This is a genomic window from Pedobacter sp. T50_32 (genome assembly GCF_057652195.1).
This window is the reverse complement of record NZ_JBYFBY010000001.1, coordinates 1,142,298-1,158,749: the sequence shown is the minus strand read 5'-3', so window position 1 is coordinate 1,158,749 and position 16,452 is coordinate 1,142,298. Positions and strand designations below refer to the sequence as shown.

Here is a 16,452-nt window from a genome sequence, read left to right as displayed (position 1 = left end):
AACCCAAGACATTATGACAAACTTACCTTCCGGCGAACCACTTTCCGTAAATCTATTGACTGCTGCTTTTAACAGTACTTCTGCGACCTATAAGTTCTATTGGTTTCTGGCGCTGTTGGAGGAGGTGGAATTGGGGAACAGTAGGATCGATAAGCAGCGGCTGTTTGCAAGGATGGTGGCTGGCGCTTGGTATACGGTGAATTATTTCCATATCAGTTTTGGCAAGCAGGATAAGCTGCAGCGGGCGATTGAGCAGTTGGCGCTTATAGAGGGGATCAGCGTAGATGAGAAGCGTGAGCTGATCGTTTCGAAATTGGCGTCCAGCAGAGACAGAAGTACTTATCGGATTTTAAGGTATTTTGATGGTGAGGTACCCTATCGTTTTTTGAGTCCCTGGTTTCCAGGGTTGAAAGGGATCAGGAAGGAAATCTACGGGTATTCTCAGTCGTTTGCAAATGACTGTCTTTATGCTGTTGATGAATCTGAGGTGGTGATCAATCCGAAATGGATAGACTATCTGCAACAGCATAGCGGTATTCTGAAATCATTTTGTTACTGGCATTTGAGCCTCTACCTGCAACGGCACAATCCTAACGTTCCGGATATTCCCAACAAGTTGATCAAGCCTGCCCAGCGTGGGAGCCTGTTGCGCCACCGTCGGGAGTTTTGGGATGTAGTATTGGATAATAGTGATGAATTATCCTGTATCTATACGCAATCACCTTTAACCAAAGGGGCATATGCGGTGGAGCACTTTATTCCTTACGCTTTTGTGTCCCATGACCTGATGTGGAATCTGTAGATTCAATAGTAGCAAAAGCGATAAGCTACCTCCTTTAGAAAGATACTTTGAACCTTATTTCCAGTTGCAGAAGGTCGCACTTGAAGTGATCGGAAATTCCGATCCTAAGAATAAGTTTTTGGAAGATTATCTCTCCATTTTACCTGACTTATCGGAAGTCAGACAGTTGAGCAAGGATCGGCTGAGGGAAAAGTTTGCGGAAAATATCAAACCGTTAACGACGATAGCTGCCAATAATGGCTTTGAATATCTCACGATCAGCAATGCTAATACATAACCAACTAGGTTGAACCTATTTTTCACTCTTTACATCACTAAAATTTCCTATCTTTTTAAAAGAGATGTACAGTTTGACGTGAAAAATTTTACATAGATCGAGGTTTCTGCCTAGTAAAACTCATTAGCAAGTTGTGACCATAGGATATAATTTATATTATAGCACAACTTGCTAATGAGCAACATTGAGTTTGAAACTGCCACTTGATAACAAACTAGTTAATAGTATTTAATCCCTGCTACTAGTTCACTTATTCATCTCATGGGGCAAAATATACCTTCAACATCTCTATGAATTGTCTGAAGTTCATTCCAGTATCCCAGATTGGCTTGTTGATATACACCGAACTGGACTGGCTTTCCAGTTTTACACTTAGATCGCCCAACTGGTTCATTCTTAAAAGATTTTCTTCCCAATTTTTCATTTTATCTTCAAGATCCGTCCCGATGGTAACTACAAATTTGGCGTTGTTGATGAAATCCTCTTTTGTAGTGAGTTGGCCGGCGGGCCTACTGATGACACATAGTGCATACGAGTTTCTTTCGTCTACTGCTGTTTGCCCTTGTTTGATGGACATCTTCACCGTTTCTTTGGATGCTACTGCACTTTTGATCTCAATGGCATACTCTTTCCCTGCTACTTTTATCACAAAATCTTTTCCATTATCTGGGTTGTCAGGTTCCGGGAAGCTTGGACATGACTCTGCCAATGCCTCCAGGAATGCAGCTTCGGCGGCGTTCCCAACCTCCTTTCGCCAGCGTATCGCTTCGGCTTCCACCGCAAGTTCATCCGCTTTGTCTAGCAGGGATTGCGCACTACCAATCATTTTTACCGCATCATCTAAAGCTTTAACCTGAGCGGCAGACAAAGCTACCTTGTCAAGTATCTCTAGATCATCGGCAGACTTTTTCAAATTGAGTAGGCGTCCAAAGGTTTTACCGCCAAAAGCCTTGATGTAGAGTACCGGCTGTTTTTCGCTGAAAAGTGGGAACAATTCGTCGCCACGCCCGTTTTCGTCTACCCATTTCTTAAGTCGCAGAAACAAGGTCTTGTATGGACCGTCTTCTTTTACCTTTTCCTCCGAGGCCTGTTCCCTAAATAGACTATCAATAGAATCTGTCAGAAGTTCCATAGTCTCCTCTCTAAGATTTGTGTTGATGATCTCTTGGTGTATCAGAAAGCTGTCGGGATTACCTTTCCCACAAAACTCTGTATAGACATCTTTTATTTCCTGAGCGAAGGCAATATTGTCTTTTTCCTTGTAAAGATTTTCAGTGTAGATCCTAAATATGCCATCACGGGTAGGAATGATCTGATATTTCAGTCCAATGTCCTTATTATCTTCATTCCGGAATACGAAAGTAATAAGGTCATTTAACCACGCAAATCCCGCCTTTTCGTTGCCCTGAAAATAATTTTCAAAAAACACACCAACAGTGGCCGAGTTGGCGACCAATCCGCACACATACTTCAGTGCCCATTTTTCTGCTGGATCCCATGAATATTCTTCGTCCATGCTGATTTCCACCCTTGGTGTGGTAAGCTCAGGTAGAAGTTGGTTTATGATCTTGTACCAGATCTCCCTTTTTTCTGCACGTGAGGGCTTGAAAGTGCAACAGATATCGATAACAGCAGCGACCTGTCCCTCTGTTGCCCTGTCGACATCTAGATCACCGATCTGTTTGTTCAAATCTATGAGGAATTGTTTGACATTGAACTCTGGAACGAAATTAGCTGCGAATCCAATAGGTAAAAGTTCATTATCAAGATCTCTTCCGAACTTCTTCGAAATGGACTTGAACCTCGGATCTAATTCACCTTCGTGAAAAATACTGTTCTGATCCCTCCTACCGAGAGATTGGTTGGGATATAGCGCATTTTCAATGCCTAACCTTTCCTTGCCGATGGCCTCGAGATACTTAATTAAGCTCTGAAGCCAGGCGATTCTGTCATCTTCTACTGGAAACCTGCTTTCGAGCACACCTTCAACCGATATTTCCCTGATGAGATCATCTACTGAATACAATATTTCGGACGGCCAGGCCTCCGCCTCTTGATTGATTATCCTGACCCACTCCGTATAGCTGTTCTCATCAGGACATCTTTTCGGAATGAACGTACTTACCAGACCAAAAAACTCTCGCATTAATGGAGTGCCTTCCAAGAAAAAAACCGCATCACCTATAAGTATATTGTCACCCTCGATATTCCTTACAATCTTTTGCGCAATCAGAGCATTTCTTATCGGCTCTTGGATTTCCTTTTGAAACCATTCTCTCCCGTAATAAACATCAACGTTGGGAGGCAGACCGCTTTCTGCTAAAAAATGTAGATTGTCTACCTTACCATCAATCAATTCAGATATGTAGTCGGGAAAAAGGGTGACAAATTCCCGGAAAGCATCTCTATTCTTTTTTGCTTTCGGATCGAGATTTTCGTCACTGATATCTTCGGACATTTTTGTTCTCACCCCATCCCTAGGTTCTGTGGGCTGGAAGTGCTCATGTTGCATGATCACGGGGAGGTAAAATTCTTCAGTACCTATCAATGGGGTTAATTAAAGAAATCGCATCTGTGATTAAGGAATCCTCAGGAGTGAAAATCAAGATAGTAGGGCACACAGATACAGATGGCAATGCTGATTCAAATCTTGAATTATCAAAGAAACGAGCCATCTCAGTTAAAACTGTTCTCAGCAAGGAATTTGATGTAGATACAAGTTTACTTTTCACTGATGGCAAGGGTGCAGCAGAACCAGTTGCTAGTAATACTACACCTACAGGAAAATCTGAGAACAGGCGAGTGGAATTTATAAAAATATAGTTTTGTTGTTTTATATCAAAACAACATGACTTGGAAAATTGAGGGCATTGAAAGATTTCTTTAATATTAGAGGCTGGAGAAGTTAATATATAATCCACTTTGGTGGCCTGACATAACGGTTTAATAGTTTATGATCATTTTCTGCAAGTTATCAGTCGTTAATTATTAGTCTTTCGTCGATGTAACCTAGTCATGAAGCTTTGTTATTTGTACGCAATGATGTTCCTCGATAAGTTTGTATAATTTATTAATTGATATATAAGAGTAGAGATTTCGCTGAAAACTGGTTCTTCGAAATATACAGGTAGTGCTATGATTGTTGTTATATATCGATTGTATCAGTATGTCTGACGATTAAAGTCGAAGAACACAACAACAACCCCAAAAAAAATTATATAAATTATATATTTTTGCCACAAAATAAATGTCTTATTGAGTAAGATGAAGTTGGGCTTTTTTAGTGGAAATTTATTATTGTGAATAAAACAAATCTAAATTCTGTATGAATATTCAAGAATTATACAATGATTTAATCAATGCGTTTTCAGAAGAGAACTTAAATCGTATAACCGCGAACTTAATATCACTCTACAAAAATAAAAACTACGGCAAGATCAGGGAAGTTTCAAATCGAATTTCAAAGTATGTCCCTATAACTGAAGAAAAAGATGCAAAGTGTTTTTCTAAGTTAATTATGTTGTACCACCCAGATAAGGGTGAAGTATATAGAAAAAGTATTCAAGATCTTTTTGAAATAAATGACTACACTCAACTTCTTACATACTCACACATTTTCCTTATTTCTGATATTGAAAGTGTAACTGAAATAGCTATTGGGGAAGATATTGATTATCATCCAGAATATGTTTGGGATGTCGAAAATGACGATAATAATAGTGATTTTGAATTAATGCTTGACAATGATTCAGAAGAGTTTTACTCTTCTGAATTTGATTCGAACGAATTTGAAAAATCTTTTTATAATTTGATCAAGATACGAGAATATGGTCATGTAGCAGTTGAATTTCCTCCTTATTATCTTGAAGATTTTGAAGAGTTTGAAATGGTAAATAGAGGGATGGACTCATTAGACGGTATCGAATATTGTCTACATGTTAAGATTCTTGATTTATCAGAGAATATGGTGTCTGATATTTCAGATTTATGGAATTTAGTGAATTTGGAGGAATTGTATATAGCTAACAATCAAATCGGTTATATTGACTCACTAAGCAATCTAATTGAATTGACAGTAATTGATTTGTCAGGCAATCAGATTAACGATATTTCACCAATATTGAACTTAGACAATTTGAAATTTGTCAACTTAATAGGAAATCCTGTTCCTGAGGCGCAGATAAGTAAACTAAAGGAAAAAGGGGTTTTAGTTATGGAAGGGGAAGTCTAAGCCATAATTATTATGATTGAAGTTTAAAGCCTTAAATTAGTGCATAACTGCAAGTCTTTTGTTGAAAAATCAAATTTTTAAATATCTCTGAACGATATTTTGATTATGAGATAACGCCAAGTTTTATTTCAATTGTTTCAATTTCTCCTTAAGTATTTTTAATAATATTTGCCAAGTTAAGGTGTAAAGTTTGAACAAATCCTAAATTGGCGTAACTGCCTGTTCACCTCGGAGGGCAATGGGCTGGTGAGCTTCAATACGGTCAATTTGAAGAACGTCCAGTTCAGCCATACCGCTGATGGCTATTTCAAGAACATTGTCCACAATAACACGAGCTTTGAGTCCTGTCGTTTCGATGATGCCAAGTTCTATGGGACCTTGCATTTCAATACTCGGTTTACGGCCTGTAATTTCTACAACAATCTATGGCAGGGGGTTTCGTTCAATAACACCCAGGTTAGTCCGAGCAGGATTACAGGCGGCTATTTCAGCAAGATGAAGATCGTTGGCGGGGATTACAGCCAGATCAGGATCGAGGCATATGGGGGCATGAAACCGCAGTTTTCGGAAACCGAGATCGTCAATGCGATATTCACGGGTTCTACGATCGAGGCCTGGTTCAAGGAAAACTGTAAGATCAATGGCCTTAACGATTTCAGCAGGGTTAATTTTACCAGTTCGATCTTTGAGGATACGACTTTCGGCAGTACCGCCCAGGGGATGAGGTTTAACCTGAAAAATGCAAATTTCAGTGGCGTGGAGTTCAGGAGCAACGTCAAGTTCATCAAATGTGACCTCACCGGCGCTATCTGGCCAGCCAACGTCTCCAACGTACAGTTTATTGATTGTATAGGCAGATAGAAGTTGGATCGGTTGACAGGTAGTTGGGGCTTAGCCAGAGAGTCCTTGATCAACGGATACTTGTAATTGGTTCGCTGTCTATGACAACAACAAAGCCTTGATTTGAGCTTTGTTGTTGTTAGTTATGTAATTAAGGTAACTTGATGCTGAAGGAGCCTTTGGCATATTTAGTCTCTGCGTTGCAAACTGGACCGTTTAATCCCTTTTTACTGAGTGTGCCGCTGAACTCGCCAGTGAGGTATCCGGTGATCGAATTGACCTCGATTGTACCGGGAAGATAGGCATAATTACCTTGACAGCTGGTGTAATGGATCCATTTTGAACCTTGTGAAAGTATGGATAGACTGGTGGCCAGTCCAAATTCACTGCTACCGATCTTAAATTCATTCACCACAAAATGGACATTACCGCTTTGACCAAGAGCATTCACCCAGAACCCCCCGAAGGTGTCCCTCCCGAAATTTGGAGCAGTGGAGTATTCCGTATGGCCTGCCACGTTCCAAAGGATGTAGTTCCTCGGGACGATCCACACACTGACCGCGCCGACATAGAGCTTGACGCCCTGATCATTCTTTACATCTACCTGTACCAAGGTTTCGCTCGGCTGGGTAACTACGTTCGGGGCGGTCAGGGTCTGTTTGGCGGCCGGTCCTCCCGATAGGCTGCCCGAGCCGTAAAGTATTTTCCAGCCCTCCACGTTCGCATTGGGCACCAGTTCACCATCGGCGAGCAGGTACAATTCGTCATCATCACTTTTCATGTCATAGACCCTAACCTGCAGTTCAGCTTTTTCACCTACGTAGAGCCTGCCATGTGAGGTCTTTACCGTAAACCTGGCATAGATGCTCCAATCACTAAAGTGACGGGTCTTGACCGACAGCAGCTTATTGCCCTTGTTGATCGTTACATCCTTGGCCGGATGCCAGACCCCCTCCCTGTCCTGATAGGCCAAGCTCAGAGCATCTTCACTGGTACCAGCAAGATTGGCTTCAGTGTAGGGCAGGAAAATCTCTATGTCCTTTTTGAAGTTGATGTTTTCCGGAAGCAGGCGATACGAGGCATTTGCACTATTGGTGCTCAGCGTGTTCTCCACCCTTTGCAGGCTAAAAGTGGTTTCGGTATCTACCGCACCTGCTGGCACGATGACCTTGATGGCGCTATTGGGCAGTTCGATGGTGCCGCCCGAACTACCGATAGACTTGGTGAGGATGTCGCCAATGGGCTTGCCATGGGGAGCGGTGACCGGTTTGTCTTCTGGGGCCGGAACGGGTTCCTCGCCCGGCTTCTTCTTACAGGAAGCGATCGTGCAGCATATCACCACAGCAGCGATCAGTTTAAGTGATGGATTCAATCTCATATTTTTTTGATTTGTACGACAGTCTACCTGCCGTTGGGCAAAATTGGTCTACTGATACACCGAAGCCAAACTGTTGCGATAGAGACCAGCTTATTGTCGATGGATGACGATGTTTTATCGACGGATGCTTTGTTTGAAAATGGGCCAAATAACTGGTTTTCTGTCATCCCAGCTAGTGTTATGCCCCTATTTTGTCCAATGGGTGGCTTTACGCTATAGCACTATTGATCGGGATTGAGCTACTTTGTCCTACCAAAATTCCTGCGTATGGCTGAAGGCTACCTTTATCCCGACCTGTGAAAGTTCTGGCCAGTCAACGGGCGGTTCGGGATCTCACCTAAATTGATTGTTATGCAAAAACAGTATGCTGAAAAGCGTTACGGGGAGCTGATGGAGCGCCTGCAGCGCATCGAATCGGAAGATGGGAGTGCGGCCGAGAAGTTGGCCCTGTGCCTGGAGGCGATCCGGGGGAAACTGGAACTGCTGCGCATGCAGCTGATGCGCCAGCCCTTTGGGAGTGTGGCCGAGGAGATCCATTTCTTCAAGTACCAGAAGCCCAGGTTCTATGGGCTGTTGATCTATTATACCGAACGCTATACCGTCGAACGTGGCCTGCCGGCAGGCGGCAGGGAGGCCAAGAAGAAATATTACCTGCGGGAGATTGCCTATGTGGAACGTTTCTTCTTGCAGTACCGGCTGCAGTACGAGTATTTCCGTTTGGATGCCAGCGATTTTGATGTGCTCTACTTTACGCGGGGGGCCGAAAGCAGCCGCCTGATCCCGGAGATGCCCGAACTGCATCCGGATTTTTCGACCAATTGTGATTACCTCTTTTCCTGGTTTGTGGCCAAGGAGCGTTTGAAGGCCTGGCTGGTGGAATGCCTGGAGGGATTGGAGCCCACCAATGAGGAGGCACTGGCCGAAGGTACGGAACTGAGGTGGACGGGCGACAAGGTGAACCTGGCCGAGCTCATCTATGGGATCTATTTTACCGGGCAGATCAACCATGGCAAGACCGAACTTTCCACGCTGGTCAAATGGATGGGCAGATTGTTCCAGATCGACCTGAAACGGATCTATAGCGACTATAAGGATATCCGTAGCCGCAAGGTGGCCTCTCCCACCCGCTTTCTGGACCGGATGCGGGAGGCCATGTTACAGAAGATCGATGAGGAGAATGCCTACAAACCTGATCCATCACGGCGCTGAGCAATGGGCGGATTGATCGACCAATTGCCCAAAGTAAGCCAGTAGCCGTTTTAGGGCCTGTTCGGTAGTGTAACACCGGAGTCTGCCATGGAGATCAAACTTGCTTGCGATGCCGGGTATCAACAGGGTGGTTTCGCGGGTGAAGTTGGCCATGGCCGTTTCCATGATCAGTTGTAGTTGATCGTGCGCAGCAGTTCCGCTGGCCGATGCGGTGATCAGGGCGGTGGGCTTGCCGACAAAAATATTGGTGGCAATGCACCATTCGATGGCATTTTTCAGACCGCTAGGCAGACTGAAGATATATTCAGGGGTGCAGATCAGTAGGCCGTGTGCTGAGGCGATTTCTTGCCGCAGCGCGAGCACGGCGCTAGGGGTATCGGCAAGAGACAGCGCCGGATCGAAATGCGGCAGTGCCTTCAGGCCCCTAAAGGTCTGAAAGCTCATTTGTCCCCCACCGATCACCGCAAGGTAATCGATCAGTCGCTGATTGGAGGATTCTTCGCTGGCACTGCCATTGAGGACCAGGATTGGGTGCTTCTCTTTTTTAGACAAAGTTGCGGCTTTGCGATCCTAAACCTCTACCGGATAAAATCCCTTTGGATCTTCTTTTCTGGTAGATGGGGCTGGTATTGGGGCAGATAGTGCTGCAGGATCTGTCCGGCCAGATAGGGGTTCACGTCCAGGAAATTGTTGAGCACGATGACAGTGAGCTTTTGGCTGGGTACGCGCAGGATGTCGGCCAGTCCCGGTCCGCCGCTATGTCCGATGACCTGGTCACCGTTGGCATTTTGGGTGACCCAGCCCAGCTGGGTAAAGCTGTCCCCGCTATTGCGCTGTTGCTGGAACAGTTCCAAAGTAGTGGGCTGCAGGAATTGCTGTCCATCCAATGCCTGTACCCACTTGATGGCATCTCCCAAAGAGAGGTGCATGCCGCCGGCATCATAGGTAGTCTGGGCAAAGTAGCCCTTGAAGATCAGCGGGCCGTTGGTTCCGCTGGTGAAGTTCTGCGATTTACCTTTAAGGGGGTACATGGTCATCATGCGTAGATCACGCAGTTCGCCGTCGAAGCCGCTCCGCTCCATGCCCAAGGGCTCGAACACCTCTTTTTTCAGTACCTGCTCGAAGGGCATACCGGCCAGCTGTTCGATCAGGTACTGGATCAGGAAATAGTCGCCGTTGATGTAGAGCTGGCTGCTGCCCGGGGCAAACTTCAGGGGCATGGTCTTTAATTTTTCCACCAGTGACTCGAGGCTGTCGATGATAAAGGGCCGGGCAGGCCTAGCACCATTGCTTCCAGCAGTGGCCGGTGCCCAGGGTATACCGCTTTCATGGGCCAATAGCTGTCTCAGGGTGATGGCCTTCCAGCTTTCGGGACTATCGGCGATATACTTGGAAAGCTGATCGTCCAGGCTGATCTTTTTCTCCTGTAGCCATTTGGCGATCAGTGTAGAGGTGAACAGCTTGGTGACCGAGGCGATCTGGAAACTGGTGCCGGCTGATACCGGGATGTCGTGTTCGATATTGGCCGTTCCATAGCTTTGGCTGTGCAGGATCTTTCCATCTCTGATCACCGCTACGGCCATACCTGGGATGCCAGTTGCTTTCATTTCTTTTTTGACATAGGCATCGATCTTCGGATCGATGTTGTTTTTTGTCTTCTGTGCATAGGCTGCCGTGCCAAGCAGCAGCGCCATTAAAATCAGTTGCTTTTTCATCGATGTGTTGGTTTTTAGCATAGACGGTCTTCGGCCCGAAAGGTTTAGGACAGGTTTTCCGGTGCCTAATCCGATCATCAGGGATATGCGTCGCTATGCGCATGGGGTGTCGGTCGCGAAACCCCACTACAGCGAACAACAGCCTATCATTGACCCTAGCGGCAAAGCTAGAGGTTATCCTTTGGGAAAGGTGAGAACGTCGACCGACGGTCTGGTTTGGGCGACGGATAGCTGGGCTGCTGAAGGTATGCGGGTGAAAAAAATCTTTCGTGGCTACGACGTACTGGCGAGGCGGGACAACGGCTTCTTTGAAATTTTGCCCTGTCTTCCCGTGCAATGTCGCTCGGGCTAAACCAGGTGTTATGTTACAATCTGTTTCCTGGCAGGACTTCCTGCTGTCTTCCGCCGCACTGGCACTGGTCTGGTATGCCGGACTGTATTTTCTTTATTTCCGTAAAAGGGATGACCGTTCCCCGAGGGGCATTCCCCCTGCGGCGCGCAAGGTCCCTGCCCTTGCGCCCGACGGACCGGACGCCCCCTGGATCATGGGGGCGCCGAAGCTGCCCGAGGGCGTGGAACTGCTGGGCTCGCAGGACTTTGGCTTTGCAGGTTCCGATGGCAAGGTGCAACAGTTGGGACTGGTGGCCGACGTGCTGGCCGAGCTCAAGGAAACCTTTGCTGCGCTGGACGCCAATGATGGCTGCAAGGCAGATCTATTGGGGATGATGCAGCTGGTGGTGGACAGATACCCGGAGCTGGCGGACCATCCCAATCTGGAACAGGTGCGGGACTTTATCGCCGATCAGGCGCCTTTTGCGCTCAGCGAGGCTGAACTGGAAAGTTTTTGGTCCTAGTCATTCATTTTTTTTAGGAGGTTTTTATGAGAAGTTCAAAGATCATCTTTAGTCTGGTCCTCACTGGACTGGGCTGTATTTCCGTCCTTTCGGCCTGGGCCCAGGATGGCAACAATGGCATTCGTGAGGCGACCAATAAGGTCAAGGGCTATTTTGAGGCGGGTACCGACCTGATGTATGCCATCGGTGCGGTGGTGGGCATCATCGGGGCCATCAAGGTGTTCAACAAATGGAATGCCGGGGAGAACGACACGACCAAGGTGGCCTCGGCCTGGTTTGGCAGCTGTATCTTTCTGGTGGTAGTGGCCACGGTGCTGAAATCTTTTTTTGGGATCTGATGGCCGCCGTCTATCCGATCAATAAGGGAGTGGCCAGGCCCATCACCTTTAAGGGACTCGTTGGGGTATATATCCTGTATCTGCTGTTGGGACTGGCAGGACTGCTGCTGCTGTTCGGTGTACTGTATGTGCTGCGTGTGGAGCTTTGGCTGATCCTGTTGTTGGTGCTAATGCTGGGTACGGTACTATTTTCGCTGGTCTTCCGGCTGAGCAAAAGGTTTGGGGAGCATGGCCTGTCCAAGTACCTGGCCAGGCGCAGACTGCCCAAAGGTATACGGTTTGGCTCACGCCGGTTGTTCGTCGGACTGAAAGGGGGCGGCCATGGTTGATGCCAGGGATATCTTTCCACTGCTGAAAGTGGAGAAGGACTGTATGGTGTCCATGCAGGGGGACATTACGCTAGCTTTCCGATTACAGCTTCCGGAGATCTTTACACTGTCGGACCTGGATTATGAAGCCTATCATCAGGCCTGGGTACGTGCCCTCAGGCTCCTACCGAGGCATTCGGTCTTCCATAAGATGGACCTGTATTTCGAGGATGGCTACAGGGCAGACTTCGATCGCTGTGGGGACAGTTTCCTTTCCAGGGCCAGTGAGCGATTCTTCAATGAAAGGCCTTTTTTGGACCATGAGTGTCTCGTTTTCCTGACCAAAAAGCCGGCTGGCAGGAAACTTTCCACTTCGGCCACGAGCAACTTGCTGCGCAGCTCGATCGTACCCCAGCAAGTGGTGGATATGGCGATGGCCTCCGAGTTTTTGGATAGTGTGGGCGCTTTTGCCCATGTGCTGGGCGATAGTGGTTTTGTACAGCTTTCCAGGCTGTCCAATGAAGACCTGGCAGGTACGGCCAACACCGCAGGGATCATCGAGCGTTACTGCTTCCTTCTGTCCAAAGACAGCCAGCCGCTGATCAGGGACTTGGGCCTAAAAGGGGGAATTCACGTGGGGGACCAAGACGTGGAGCTCTATACGCTTGCCGATGGCGAACAGCTGCCGGGATATTGCGGGAGCAGGATCAACTATGAACCCTATAGCTCCGAACGGAGCAAGTTTTCGGTGGGATTTGGATCGGCCTTGGGCGGACTGCTCTGTTGCAACCATGTGCTGAACCAGTATGTCTTTATCGGTGATGAGCGCGATACGCTGAAAAAACTGGAGGCCAAGAAGCTCCGCATGCAGTCACTATCAGCCTATTCCAGGGAGAACAGTGCGGGCAGGGAGGCGGTGAATGATTTTTTGAACGAGGCGGTGGTGAACCAGCGTCTACCGGTGAAGGCCCATTTCAATGTGATGGTGTTTTCCCAGCATGGCAGCCGTAGCCATGAACTGCGCAACCTGGTCTCTTCAGCCATGGCGGGAATGGATGCGGTGGCCAAACAGGAGACCGATGGTGCCCCACAGCTCTGGTATGCGGGAATTCCTGGCAATGCGGCCTCCTTTCCGATGAACGAGACCTTTGATACCTTTTTGGAACAGGCCTGCTGTTTTTTCAACATGGAAAGCAGTAACCGCTCCTCGCCCTCCCCTTTCGGGATGCGCCTGGGCGATAGGCTGACGGGCAGACCTTTGCATGTGGACCTATCGGACCTGCCCATGCTGCTGGGCCAGATCACCAACCGCAACAAGTTCATCCTGGGGCCTTCGGGCTCTGGCAAGAGCTTTTTCACCAACCATTTGGTGCGCAGCTATTACGAGCAGGGGGCGCACCTGCTCCTGGTCGATGTGGGCCATAGCTATAAGGGGTTATGCGAGTTAGTGGGGGGGTATTATTTCTCGTATAGCGAACAGGAACCGATCCGCTTCAACCCTTTCTATCTGACCGCTGGCGATGTGCTGGACACTGAAAAGAAAGAGAGCATCAAGAACCTGCTGCTGGCCTTATGGAAAAAGGGCGATGAACCCTTCCGACGTTCGGAATATGTGGCCCTTTCCGGGGCACTCTCGGGTTATTATGAACACCTTGCCCTGCACCAGGACCTGTTCCCCTGTTTCAATACTTTTTATGAGTACCTGCTGGCCGAATACGAAGGGATACTGTCGGAAGCTGGGGTAAGGGAAAAGGAGTTCGATCTGTCCAATTTCCTGTATGTACTTGGACCCTATTACCGCGGTGGGGAGTTCGATTACCTGTTGAACGCCAGTGAGAACTTGGACCTGCTGCACCAGCGCATGATCGTCTTTGAGCTGGATGCGGTCAAGGACCATCCGATCCTGTTTCCTGCCATTACGCTGATCATTATGGAGGTATTCATTTCCAAGATGCGTAAGCTTAAGGGCGTCCGTAAGGTCATCCTGTTGGAGGAAGCCTGGAAGGCCATCGCCAAGGAGGGTATGGCCGAATCCATGCAGTATTTGGTCAAGACGGTACGCAAGTTCTTCGGCGAGACGATCATCGTCACCCAGGAGGTCGAGGATATCATCTCCTCGCCCATCGTCAAGCAGGCGATCCTCAATAATTCGGACTGCAAGATCCTATTGGACCAGCGCAAGTACCAGAACAAGTTCGATGCCGTACAGGAGCTATTGGGACTGACCGATAAGGAAAAGGCATTGGTCCTATCGATGAACCGGGCCAATGATCCCAAACTGCGCTATAAGGAGGTGTTCATTTCCCTGGGCGGCCAGTACAGCAAGGTCTACCGGACCGAGGTATCGACCAGCGAATATCTGGCCTACACCACCGAGGAAAGGGAAAAGATCAGGGTGCAGGAATATGCCCAAAGGTTCGGCAGCATGCAAAAGGGCATCGAGATGCTCGCACGTGAAATTGATAAACGATGAAAATGAGAAAATTGATAATCGACCGGCTACGGGCGGTCAGAGAAAAGATTGGAGGAACCATGAAAAAGTATATGGTGATCCTGCCGATGAGCGCCATGACGCTGTTTGTGGGACTGCCCCAAGGGGCAAGTGCACAACTGGCCATTGTGGAGGTCATCAAGGCCGGGGTCAAGAAAGTGATCAAGGCAGTGGACCTGAAAGTCCAACGCCTGCAGAACCAGACCATCTGGCTACAGAATGCGCAGAAGGTGCTGGAAAACCAGCTGTCCAAGCTCAAGCTCGGTGAGATCGCAGAATGGACCGAGCGCCAGCGCGAGCAGTACGAAAAATACTACCAGGAACTGTGGGAGGTGAAGTCGGCCATCACCTATTTCAAAAGGGTCAGGGAACTGACGGCCAAACAGGTGGCCATCATCGAGGAATACCAATGGGCCTGGCAACTGTTCCAAAAGGACAGCCACTTCAGCCTGGAGGAGATCGAGCAGATGGGCAGGGTCTATAGCGGAATGCTGGAAGCCAGCGTCAAGCAGGTGGACCAGCTGCTCTCGGTGGTCGGTTCGCTGAAACTACAGCTGGCCGATGGGGACAGGTTGGAAATGATCGCGGGACTATCTGATCAGCTGGACCAGCTCTATACTGATCTGAAGGCCTACAACAGGGAAAACAGTCTATTGTCCATCGCGCGTGCCGCTTCGCTGGAGGAGGCCGCCAAACTTAGGGAGCTCTATGGACTGGATTAACGGCGTTTGCCAAATTGGAAATACTGGTGGAGCTAGGCTTCGCCGGATGGTCTTCTGCCTAGTGCTCTGTGCCCTTAGCCTACCGCTCCATGCCCAGACCTGGGGGGAATGGTTCCGCCAGAAGAAGACACAGCGGCGCTATCTGGCCGAACAGGTGCTGGCACTGGAGGTCTATGGGGGCTACCTGAAAAAAGGTTACGAGCTGGCAAGTGGCGGATTGCAGACGATCAGGGAGCTGGCCGCAGGGGAATTGGACCTGCACCGCATTTTTCTGGGTTCGCTCAAAAAAGTCCGTCCGCTGGTGAAACGTTATGGACGTCTGGGCGAAGTGCTGGCCATGCAGGCCGAAATTAGCGTTTCACTCGCCCGCATTCAGGGCCTGGAACACCTGAACGTATCGGATAGGGCATTTCTTGCGCAGGTCAGGGACAATGTGCTTAGGGAATGTTCCGAGGAACTTGACGGGTTAGCGGATGCTTTGGGTGCGGGAAAACTGGAACTCTCCGAAGCGGCACGTATGGAGCGCTTAGCGGCGATCTATAGGTCAACGGTCGAAAAGCGGGAGTTCGTAGCGGATTTCCTCGGGCAGTTGCAGGTGCTGGTGGGCCAGCGAAAGGCAGAAAGTAGGGACCTGGAATGGGAAAGGAGGAACTATGGGCTACGTGATTAGAGCACTGATCTTATGCTGGTTGACAGTTTGGTGTGCTACAAGGGCCTGGGGACAGTCACATGAGGCACAACAGCTCCTGCTCAACGTGGAAAAGCTCAGCCAACTGAAAAACATCCTTTCGGACATGAAGAAGGGCTATCAGATCGTAAGTACAGGCTACAATAAGGTAAAGGATATTTCCAAGGGAAACTTCAGCCTGCACGAGCTGTTCCTGGACGGGCTGCTGCTGGTTAGTCCCGAGGTGAAAAGATATTCCAAGATCACTGGGATCATCCAGGGGCAGCGGCAGCTGGTCAATACCTACCGGTCGGCCCTGTCCGACTTTCGATCTGGCAATTTCTCGGCTACCGAACTCCAATACCTTTCCGGGGTCTACGGGAGGCTACTATCGGCCAGTCTGGAGAACTTGGAGGAACTGGCCCTGGTGATTACTTCTTCCAAGCTGAGGATGAACGATGAGCAGCGGCTCAGGGCGATCGATAGGATCTACGCCTCGGTTCGGGAGAAGTTGCTGTTCCTGAATGAATTTAACACCGAAGCGGAACTGCTGCACGGACAGCGGGCCATGGAACGGTCTGAGCTGCTCCGTGGTCGCCGCTTATTTAACCTAGATTGAT

The 16,452-nt window shown here is 48.3% G+C and carries 17 protein-coding genes; 13 read left to right on the top strand and 4 right to left on the bottom strand.

Going from position 1 to position 16,452, the window contains the following annotated elements:
• Positions 1-13 precede the first annotated feature (13 nt).
• Together AC23ME_RS05035 and AC23ME_RS05030 are read left to right on the top strand one after the other, a co-directional pair.
• Positions 14-802 carry an HNH endonuclease domain-containing protein gene (locus tag AC23ME_RS05035; RefSeq protein ID WP_487726648.1) on the top strand — a complete coding sequence of 263 codons (789 nt, stop codon included), beginning with the start codon at positions 14-16 and terminating at the stop codon, positions 800-802.
• Positions 803-866: 64 nt separating this feature from the next.
• A complete protein-coding gene (locus AC23ME_RS05030) occupies positions 867-1,079 on the top strand; it encodes a hypothetical protein (protein ID WP_487726647.1) in 213 nt (70 codons plus the stop codon).
• Positions 1,080-1,338: 259 nt separating this feature from the next.
• Here the strand turns inward: AC23ME_RS05030 and AC23ME_RS05025 are convergent, their stop codons facing one another.
• Complete coding sequence (locus AC23ME_RS05025; RefSeq protein ID WP_487726646.1) at positions 1,339-3,627, bottom strand: hypothetical protein; 2,289 nt, start codon at positions 3,625-3,627, stop codon at positions 1,339-1,341.
• Between AC23ME_RS05025 and AC23ME_RS05020 the strand changes: the two genes are divergently transcribed.
• From AC23ME_RS05020 to AC23ME_RS05010, 3 genes are all read left to right on the top strand, one after another.
• Entirely contained in the window at positions 3,627-3,902 is a 276-nt protein-coding gene (locus AC23ME_RS05020) for an OmpA family protein (RefSeq protein WP_487726645.1), read from the top strand. The two genes, AC23ME_RS05025 and AC23ME_RS05020, sit on opposite strands and share 1 nt — an antisense overlap.
• Before the next feature lie 502 nt (positions 3,903-4,404).
• Positions 4,405-5,310 carry a leucine-rich repeat domain-containing protein gene (locus AC23ME_RS05015; RefSeq protein WP_434363143.1) on the top strand — a complete coding sequence of 302 codons (906 nt, stop codon included), beginning with the start codon at positions 4,405-4,407 and terminating at the stop codon, positions 5,308-5,310.
• Between the two features lie 267 nt (positions 5,311-5,577).
• Positions 5,578-6,171: a pentapeptide repeat-containing protein gene (locus AC23ME_RS05010; RefSeq protein ID WP_487726644.1), complete on the top strand. Its 594-nt coding sequence runs from the start codon at positions 5,578-5,580 to the stop codon at positions 6,169-6,171.
• 130 nt (positions 6,172-6,301) lie between these two features.
• On the opposite strand, the gene AC23ME_RS05005 is transcribed toward AC23ME_RS05010, so the two are convergent.
• A complete protein-coding gene (locus AC23ME_RS05005) occupies positions 6,302-7,528 on the bottom strand; it encodes a hypothetical protein (RefSeq protein ID WP_487726643.1) in 1,227 nt (408 codons plus the stop codon).
• Between the two features lie 351 nt (positions 7,529-7,879).
• On the opposite strand from AC23ME_RS05005, the gene AC23ME_RS05000 reads away from it, so the two are divergent.
• Positions 7,880-8,737 carry an RteC domain-containing protein gene (locus AC23ME_RS05000; protein ID WP_487726642.1) on the top strand — a complete coding sequence of 286 codons (858 nt, stop codon included), beginning with the start codon at positions 7,880-7,882 and terminating at the stop codon, positions 8,735-8,737.
• On the opposite strand, the gene AC23ME_RS04995 is transcribed toward AC23ME_RS05000, so the two are convergent.
• Both AC23ME_RS04995 and AC23ME_RS04990 read right to left on the bottom strand, forming a co-directional pair.
• Positions 8,726-9,289: an NADPH-dependent FMN reductase gene (locus AC23ME_RS04995; protein WP_487726641.1), complete on the bottom strand. Its 564-nt coding sequence runs from the start codon at positions 9,287-9,289 to the stop codon at positions 8,726-8,728. The genes AC23ME_RS05000 and AC23ME_RS04995 overlap by 12 nt on opposite strands.
• A gap of 26 nt (positions 9,290-9,315) precedes the next feature.
• A complete protein-coding gene (locus AC23ME_RS04990) occupies positions 9,316-10,452 on the bottom strand; it encodes a serine hydrolase domain-containing protein (RefSeq protein WP_487726640.1) in 1,137 nt (378 codons plus the stop codon).
• Positions 10,453-10,814: 362 nt separating this feature from the next.
• On the opposite strand from AC23ME_RS04990, the gene AC23ME_RS04985 reads away from it, so the two are divergent.
• The 7 genes from AC23ME_RS04985 to AC23ME_RS04955 are packed head-to-tail and all read left to right on the top strand — an operon-like array spanning position 10,815 to position 16,451.
• Positions 10,815-11,306 (top strand): hypothetical protein, encoded by a 492-nt coding sequence (locus AC23ME_RS04985; RefSeq protein WP_487726639.1) that lies wholly within the window; start codon positions 10,815-10,817, stop codon positions 11,304-11,306.
• 26 nt (positions 11,307-11,332) lie between these two features.
• Positions 11,333-11,644, top strand: coding sequence for a DUF4134 domain-containing protein (locus tag AC23ME_RS04980; RefSeq protein WP_487726638.1), 312 nt, complete (start codon positions 11,333-11,335; stop codon positions 11,642-11,644).
• Positions 11,644-11,973 (top strand): DUF4133 domain-containing protein, encoded by a 330-nt coding sequence (locus tag AC23ME_RS04975; protein WP_487726637.1) that lies wholly within the window; start codon positions 11,644-11,646, stop codon positions 11,971-11,973. The genes AC23ME_RS04980 and AC23ME_RS04975 overlap by 1 nt, the downstream gene beginning before the upstream one ends.
• Positions 11,966-14,425 carry a TraG family conjugative transposon ATPase gene (locus tag AC23ME_RS04970; RefSeq protein WP_487726636.1) on the top strand — a complete coding sequence of 820 codons (2,460 nt, stop codon included), beginning with the start codon at positions 11,966-11,968 and terminating at the stop codon, positions 14,423-14,425. Before AC23ME_RS04975 ends, AC23ME_RS04970 begins: the two co-directional genes overlap by 8 nt.
• Positions 14,422-15,165: a conjugal transfer protein TraI gene (locus AC23ME_RS04965; protein WP_487726635.1), complete on the top strand. Its 744-nt coding sequence runs from the start codon at positions 14,422-14,424 to the stop codon at positions 15,163-15,165. Before AC23ME_RS04970 ends, AC23ME_RS04965 begins: the two co-directional genes overlap by 4 nt.
• Positions 15,152-15,835 (top strand): hypothetical protein, encoded by a 684-nt coding sequence (locus AC23ME_RS04960; protein ID WP_487726634.1) that lies wholly within the window; start codon positions 15,152-15,154, stop codon positions 15,833-15,835. The genes AC23ME_RS04965 and AC23ME_RS04960 overlap by 14 nt, the downstream gene beginning before the upstream one ends.
• Positions 15,819-16,451, top strand: a complete 633-nt coding sequence (locus AC23ME_RS04955) for a TerB family tellurite resistance protein (protein ID WP_487726633.1) — start codon at positions 15,819-15,821, stop codon at positions 16,449-16,451. Before AC23ME_RS04960 ends, AC23ME_RS04955 begins: the two co-directional genes overlap by 17 nt.
• The last annotated feature ends 1 nt before the right edge of the window (position 16,452 follow it).

Excerpts from the sequence above, each read along its gene's own strand:
- AC23ME_RS04985 (WP_487726639.1), top strand. The coding sequence starts at position 10,815 with ATGTTACAATCTGTTTCCTGGCAGGACTTCCTGCTGTCTTCCGCCGCA.
- AC23ME_RS05005 (WP_487726643.1), bottom strand. The coding sequence starts at position 7,528 with ATGAGATTGAATCCATCACTTAAACTGATCGCTGCTGTGGTGATATGC.
- AC23ME_RS05035 (WP_487726648.1), top strand. The coding sequence starts at position 14 with ATGACAAACTTACCTTCCGGCGAACCACTTTCCGTAAATCTATTGACT.
- AC23ME_RS04955 (WP_487726633.1), top strand. The coding sequence starts at position 15,819 with ATGGGCTACGTGATTAGAGCACTGATCTTATGCTGGTTGACAGTTTGG.
- AC23ME_RS05020 (WP_487726645.1), top strand. The coding sequence starts at position 3,627 with ATGGGGTTAATTAAAGAAATCGCATCTGTGATTAAGGAATCCTCAGGA.
- AC23ME_RS04965 (WP_487726635.1), top strand. The coding sequence starts at position 14,422 with ATGAAAATGAGAAAATTGATAATCGACCGGCTACGGGCGGTCAGAGAA.
- AC23ME_RS04980 (WP_487726638.1), top strand. The coding sequence starts at position 11,333 with ATGAGAAGTTCAAAGATCATCTTTAGTCTGGTCCTCACTGGACTGGGC.
- AC23ME_RS05000 (WP_487726642.1), top strand. The coding sequence starts at position 7,880 with ATGCAAAAACAGTATGCTGAAAAGCGTTACGGGGAGCTGATGGAGCGC.
- AC23ME_RS05015 (WP_434363143.1), top strand. The coding sequence starts at position 4,405 with ATGAATATTCAAGAATTATACAATGATTTAATCAATGCGTTTTCAGAA.
- AC23ME_RS04990 (WP_487726640.1), bottom strand. The coding sequence starts at position 10,452 with ATGAAAAAGCAACTGATTTTAATGGCGCTGCTGCTTGGCACGGCAGCC.
- AC23ME_RS04960 (WP_487726634.1), top strand. The coding sequence starts at position 15,152 with ATGGACTGGATTAACGGCGTTTGCCAAATTGGAAATACTGGTGGAGCT.
- AC23ME_RS04975 (WP_487726637.1), top strand. The coding sequence starts at position 11,644 with ATGGCCGCCGTCTATCCGATCAATAAGGGAGTGGCCAGGCCCATCACC.
- AC23ME_RS04970 (WP_487726636.1), top strand. The coding sequence starts at position 11,966 with ATGGTTGATGCCAGGGATATCTTTCCACTGCTGAAAGTGGAGAAGGAC.